This window comes from Klebsiella sp. S69 (assembly GCF_016516145.1).
Classification (GTDB): Bacteria; Pseudomonadota; Gammaproteobacteria; order Enterobacterales; family Enterobacteriaceae; genus Klebsiella; species Klebsiella oxytoca.
Window position 1 is genome coordinate 1 of sequence record NZ_JACVUU010000053.1, and the last position, 5,273, is coordinate 5,273.

A 5,273-nucleotide genomic window follows, 5' to 3' on the forward strand; every position below is an offset into this window, starting at 1 on the left:
CGTTTGAAGGCTTTTCGGATCAGCTGCATAGTCAGGTAACATCGCAAAAAACAACATGTTATCTGACGACTTCTTAATGCGACAGAACCGTAAAAGGGGCTTTTCCTGTGCGATTACCCCCATTCACGGGGACGGGGGAATCTGTTTTGCTTTCCGTTGTGTTTATTATAATATATCGATCTCTTGTACTAGTTGATGGGATCTGTTTCGTGGAATATACCTCTATCACTGATGTCAGAAATCATATCGATCAGATAGACAGTGAGTTGGTCAAACTCATAGCTCAACGTGCTCAATGCGTTAAAGCTGCTGCGGCGTTTAAAACAGATCAGGCATCCGTGCGTGCACCTGACAGAGTACAACAGGTCATCGACCGGGTTCGTGAAAGGGCATCGAATGAAGGCCTTCCTGAAGTCATCATTGAAAAAGTCTATCGCAGCATGATTAGTGCATTTATTGAGTACGAGCTGGAGCAACATAGCCGATTAGTGAAATGATCCTCGGTCTTCCCGTACCGCGTAATACAAGTTGACATTCTCCCTCGCCCTGAAGGACGGGGCTTTTCGGCGCATTTGGTAAAGCTACAAACGAAAATGGCATTCAGGCTTTTAGGTCCGTACCGTTCTGTTTCTGATATTCACTGATACTCAGACCGGACAAACGAATTTTATCCGAAACCTCCCTGAACTGCTCTTTCCAGCCATTTTTCAGATGTCTTTGTGATGCGATTTTGCAGGCGACACTGAACGGCGTTCTCCCCAGTTTCTCGGAAAGCCAGAAAAGATGCTTACCAATATCATCATTCGGGACGCCATCGAGCGCATCCAGTAATAAAGTTTCCTCTTCAGCCACCCAGGCCTGGCGGGCATTCGGAAAGCGTGGGTCAGGTGCAGGTGCCTGTTTGGTAACATCGAAAAAAACAGCATGTTATCTGACGACTTCTTAATGCGACAGAGCCCTTCCTGGTAATCTTAGGTAGCATACGCTGGCAGTCATTGGTCCAGGGCTCACTTATCTGTCTAACTTTGTCCAACTTTTTCAGATGCGAATGATTAGTATTACTGCTTCTTTTTGGGACGTTAATCACTCATGAACAACTCAACTATTAAATTTAAGCAAACTGAATTAGCCATTCTGATCCTGCTATTCACTTCAGCAGCCAGCGCAGCAGAGTCAGAGACAATAGTGGTCACAGCATCCGGATTTGAACAGCGCCTGGAAGATGCACCCGCGTCAGTGACCGTGATTTCAGGCGAGGAACTTCGTAAACGTTCTATCCAAAACCTGGCTGATGCCGTTCGTGATGTTGAAGGTGTAGCCATCATCGGTGGCACCAATGAAAATGACATCTCCATTCGCGGCATGCCGGGGGATTACACGCTGATCCTTGTTGATGGAAAGCGCCAGAGTGGCCGCGATTCCCGGGTGAATGGCAATGCCGGTTATGAGCAGAGTTTTATCCCGCCGGCGGCCGCCATCGAACGTATTGAGGTGATCCGCGGGCCAATGTCATCGCTTTATGGGTCAGATGCGATTGGCGGAGTCATCAATATCATTACTCGTAAGGTCAATAAGCAGTGGGGTGGGTCGCTCTCCTGGGATTATGCTGCTCGCCAGGATGACGACCAGGGCAATGCGGCAAACACACAGTTTTACCTGGCGGGTCCCCTGGTCGATGACAAGCTGGGCTTACAGCTATGGGGGCGCTATCTGGATCGTCAGGCCGATGATGATGTGCAGAACACCAATGGCTTCAGCAAAGCCGACCATAAGGACGTAACTGGGAGGCTGTCATTCGTGCCAACCGATAATCACGAGCTGCAGCTTGAAGGCGGCGTCAGTCGCCTGAAAAACGGTGACGGCGAGAGTGCAAATTGGGCGACGCGTGAACAAAAAAATAACCGCGATCACTGGTCTGTCAGCTACGATGGACGCTGGGGCTGGGGAACATCGACGGTTTCTTTTGCTCAGGAAAAAACCAGCCGTGAAGGATTAGCCAGCCCTTCACAAAGTGACGTTTACGGCCGCAAACCCACCATCAAAAATAGCGTGCTGGATGCAAAACTGATCGTGCCAACCATGTACCATACCGCCACGTTGGGCGGACAGTGGCAGGAAAATGAGCTAAAAGACTGGAACCAGGGAGATGGTACACGCCAGGATCATCGCTATAGCGTGGTGCAACGAGCGCTGTTCATCGAGGACGAATGGCGGCTCGCTGAAGCGTTCTCACTCACCGGTGGATTACGCTTTGATAATCACGAACAGTACGACAATCACTACAGCCCGCGCTTATATGGCGTCTGGTATGTCAGTGATGAGTGGACCCTGAAAGGCGGCGTCGCGCGAGGCTTTAAGGCGCCGGAAATTCGCGCTGTGATTGACGATTACGCGGTACTGCGCCGCAATACCTGGGCCATGCTCGGTAATCCCAATCTGAAGCCTGAAACCAGTATCAATTACGAGCTTTCCACGATGTGGTCGAATCGTGACGATCTTTCTGCCAGCGCTACGCTCTTCTACAACGACTTCCAGGACAAGCTTTCCACGCTAACGACGGATCGACGCTGGAACGGTTATATTGTGATGGAGCGTATCAATATCGATAAAGCGATCATCAGAGGCGCGGAATTAACCGGCAGCTGGAAGATAACGCCTGAGCTATCGTTAAAGGCTAACTATACCTTCCTGGATTCAGAGCAGAAAAGCGGCAGCAATAAGGGGGCGCCTCTGGCTTTAACTGCTAAGCATAAAGCCAGCCTGCGCAGCGAATGGGATTACACGGGACAAACGCAGTTTTGGGCAGCGGCTAACTATTACGGTAAAGAGTACGGGACCTCCGTTACCGCTGAACCGGCCCCCGATTACCTGACGGCAGATGCTGGCGTGTCACATCAGCTTAGCCGGAATCTGGCCCTCAATGGCGCTATTTACAACATTGGCGATAAGCGTCTGAACGACGAAACCTACGGTACGGTCAACTACGGTCGAACCTTCTGGGGGGGAGTGACACTCAGCTTCTGATCGCTCGTGGCAGCAAAATCGTTGCACATAAACCGGCGGGCGAGCGATTCTTCAGGCTCAGCTCGCCGCCGTGGGCATGGACGCAAGCACGGGCAATCGATAAACCTAAACCCAGCCCGCCGCCAAAGTGGTGTCGGGCGGCGCGATTATTATCCAGGCGAACGAAGGGTTCGAAGACCTGCTCAAGCTGTTTCTCCGGGATACCCGGGCCGCTGTCCAGAACATCTATCCTTACCATGTTGCTCTCCGTTGTGAGTATGACGGATGCCTGGCCTGCATAGCTCAATGAGTTCCCAATAAGATTGCTTAGTACCCGTTTTATCGCCAGCGGTCGGCAGTTGATCGTAATATCTGCCTCTCCCTGCCAGTTAACTGACTCGCCTTTTTGGCCGTAACGATGCGTCAGATCGCTCAGTAACTTACTCAGGTTGCAGCGGCAGGTCTTCTCCTGCGGCGTTTCATCACGGATAAAGTTCAGCGTTTCACCGACCATACTCTGCAATTCAGTGAGACTCTCCAGCATGTCATCACGAGCCTCTCCGGCGTCCATCAGCTCTATCTGCAGGCGCAGTTCTGTCAGCGGCGTGTTGAAGTCGTGGCTCATTGAGGCCAGCATACGGGTCTTGCCTTCCAGATGCCGGGCAAGACGTTGCTGCATCAGATTAAAGCTACCCGTCAGATCTTTCGATTCCCGCGGGCCTACGAGAGGTAGACTACCGGTCCAGTCTCCCCGACTAAGGGCATCAGTGGCGGCGGCAAGTCGCTGAATCGGCCTGACAACGCGGTGGGTGAAGTAAAGACTCAGCAGGATCAGCGGAACCGTCATGATGACCAGTGACAGTGAGAGCAGCTGTATCCATGCATATGCCGGATCAAGTGGCTGTATGCCGTTCAGATAAGTCCCGTCAGGCAAAGAGAGCGTTGATCGCAGCCTTAAAGGGTCGTTATTTTCCGTACTAAAGAGATGCCAGCGCGCCGGGCCACCGTTGGAACGCTCGAGCTGAAACGTCACCTGCATGTCCGGCGCAAATCCCTTTAACTTCAAAATAGCATCACGCAGTCGCCGCTCTTCACGCCGCATGGGAAAAGGCGTCACTTCAGCATGATCGGCAATCCAGAACCTGGCGCCATCCTCACGAAGAATATGTAACGGAGGACCTGCATCCAACTGGCTGGCAAGATAGGCCAGCTCAATACGTTCCACAGCCAGATTACGCGTGGCGGGTGAGAGCAAATTACCGATCAGTTGAAGGCCGCCTACCGCGAGCAGATTGGCTATCACAATTGCCGAAACCATCAGCAAACCAAGCTGGCTCATCATTCTCTGCGGCAGCAGGAGTTTTAGCTGAGGCATTCGTCGCACGCCTCAACCTGCGAAACCAAACGGTAGCCCTCTCCCCATACCGTATCCAACAGAACAACGCCCGGAAGCAACTGCTGCAGGCGGTTTCTTAGGCGGCTGACCTGTCGATCGATTGCCCGGTCAAAAACCTCATTTCCGGGCGTTATGCAGCGATCCATCAGCACTTCCCGGGTGAGTACAGCCCCCGAGCTGGAGAGAAAAACGGTCAGGAGCCTGGCTTCCACAGTACTCAGCTTCAGAGTTATCCCCTGTGGATTGGTGACCGTGCGGCAGATCGGCCGGTAGATCAACCCGGAAAAATTCATCGTACGATCGGACCGTAGGTGAACTGTATGCTGTGGTCCATCAGTTCTCCGGGCACGCCTCAGCACGGTATGGATGCGGGCAAGTAGCTCACGCGGCTCGAATGGCTTTACCACGTAATCATCAGCCCCCATCTCCAGCCCATTGATCCGGTCGTCAAGCGAGTCCTTCGCCGTAAGCAGGATGACAGGCGTTTTGTATTTGCGCTGAATCTGCTGGCAAAGCAACATGCCGTCACCGTCGGGCAGCATGACATCCAGAACGATCAGGTTAAAGATGTTTGAACGCAGCATTGACCACATTGAGGTAGCATCATCAGCCGTGATGACATTTAGGCGCTGACGCCGCAGCCATGCAGCAAGCGGTTCACGAATTTTTCGGTGATCATCGACTACTAACACTTTGAAAGGAAGGATAAAATCATTCATTAAAACTGCCGAATCAGACGTTGCTGAAAGAATACTAATCATACTACATAATGATAATGCGTGTTATTTTCATTAACTATTTATAGCTGAAGTTATCGATTTACGGCTCTGTCGCATTAAGAAGTCGTCAGATAACATGCTGTTTTTTTCGATGT

At 51.7% G+C, this 5,273-nt stretch carries 4 protein-coding genes and 1 pseudogene; 2 read left to right on the forward strand and 3 right to left on the reverse strand.

Annotation, left to right across the window (positions count from 1 at the left end; translation table 11 throughout):
• Window positions 1-209 precede the first annotated feature (209 nt).
• Window positions 210-497 carry a chorismate mutase gene (locus IAE27_RS28950; protein ID WP_042938777.1) on the forward strand — a complete coding sequence of 96 codons (288 nt, stop codon included), beginning with the start codon at window positions 210-212 and terminating at the stop codon, window positions 495-497.
• Window positions 498-600: 103 nt separating this feature from the next.
• Here the strand turns inward: IAE27_RS28950 and IAE27_RS28955 are convergent.
• Window positions 601-903, reverse strand: a pseudogene (locus tag IAE27_RS28955) (DNA-binding protein); the annotation flags it as partial.
• A gap of 186 nt (window positions 904-1,089) precedes the next feature.
• Here IAE27_RS28955 and IAE27_RS28960 point away from each other — a divergent pair.
• The gene (locus IAE27_RS28960; protein ID WP_200093392.1) at window positions 1,090-3,024 is read left to right on the forward strand and encodes a TonB-dependent receptor domain-containing protein; all 1,935 of its coding nucleotides are present in this window, start codon (window positions 1,090-1,092) and stop codon (window positions 3,022-3,024) included.
• On the opposite strand, the gene IAE27_RS28965 is transcribed toward IAE27_RS28960, so the two are convergent.
• Together IAE27_RS28965 and IAE27_RS28970 are read right to left on the reverse strand one after the other, a co-directional pair.
• Window positions 3,014-4,378, reverse strand: a complete 1,365-nt coding sequence (locus IAE27_RS28965; RefSeq protein ID WP_227685343.1) for an ATP-binding protein — start codon at window positions 4,376-4,378, stop codon at window positions 3,014-3,016. The two genes, IAE27_RS28960 and IAE27_RS28965, sit on opposite strands and share 11 nt — an antisense overlap.
• Window positions 4,366-5,118 carry a response regulator transcription factor gene (locus IAE27_RS28970; RefSeq protein WP_200093393.1) on the reverse strand — a complete coding sequence of 251 codons (753 nt, stop codon included), beginning with the start codon at window positions 5,116-5,118 and terminating at the stop codon, window positions 4,366-4,368. Before IAE27_RS28970 ends, IAE27_RS28965 begins: the two co-directional genes overlap by 13 nt.
• Window positions 5,119-5,273 lie beyond the last annotated feature (155 nt).

Bases quoted from the DNA above. Each gene is read 5' to 3' on its own strand.
- IAE27_RS28960 (WP_200093392.1), top strand. From the start codon at position 1,090: ATGAACAACTCAACTATTAAATTTAAGCAAACTGAATTAGCCATTCTG.
- IAE27_RS28965 (WP_227685343.1), bottom strand. From the start codon at position 4,378: ATGCCTCAGCTAAAACTCCTGCTGCCGCAGAGAATGATGAGCCAGCTT.
- IAE27_RS28970 (WP_200093393.1), bottom strand. From the start codon at position 5,118: ATGAATGATTTTATCCTTCCTTTCAAAGTGTTAGTAGTCGATGATCAC.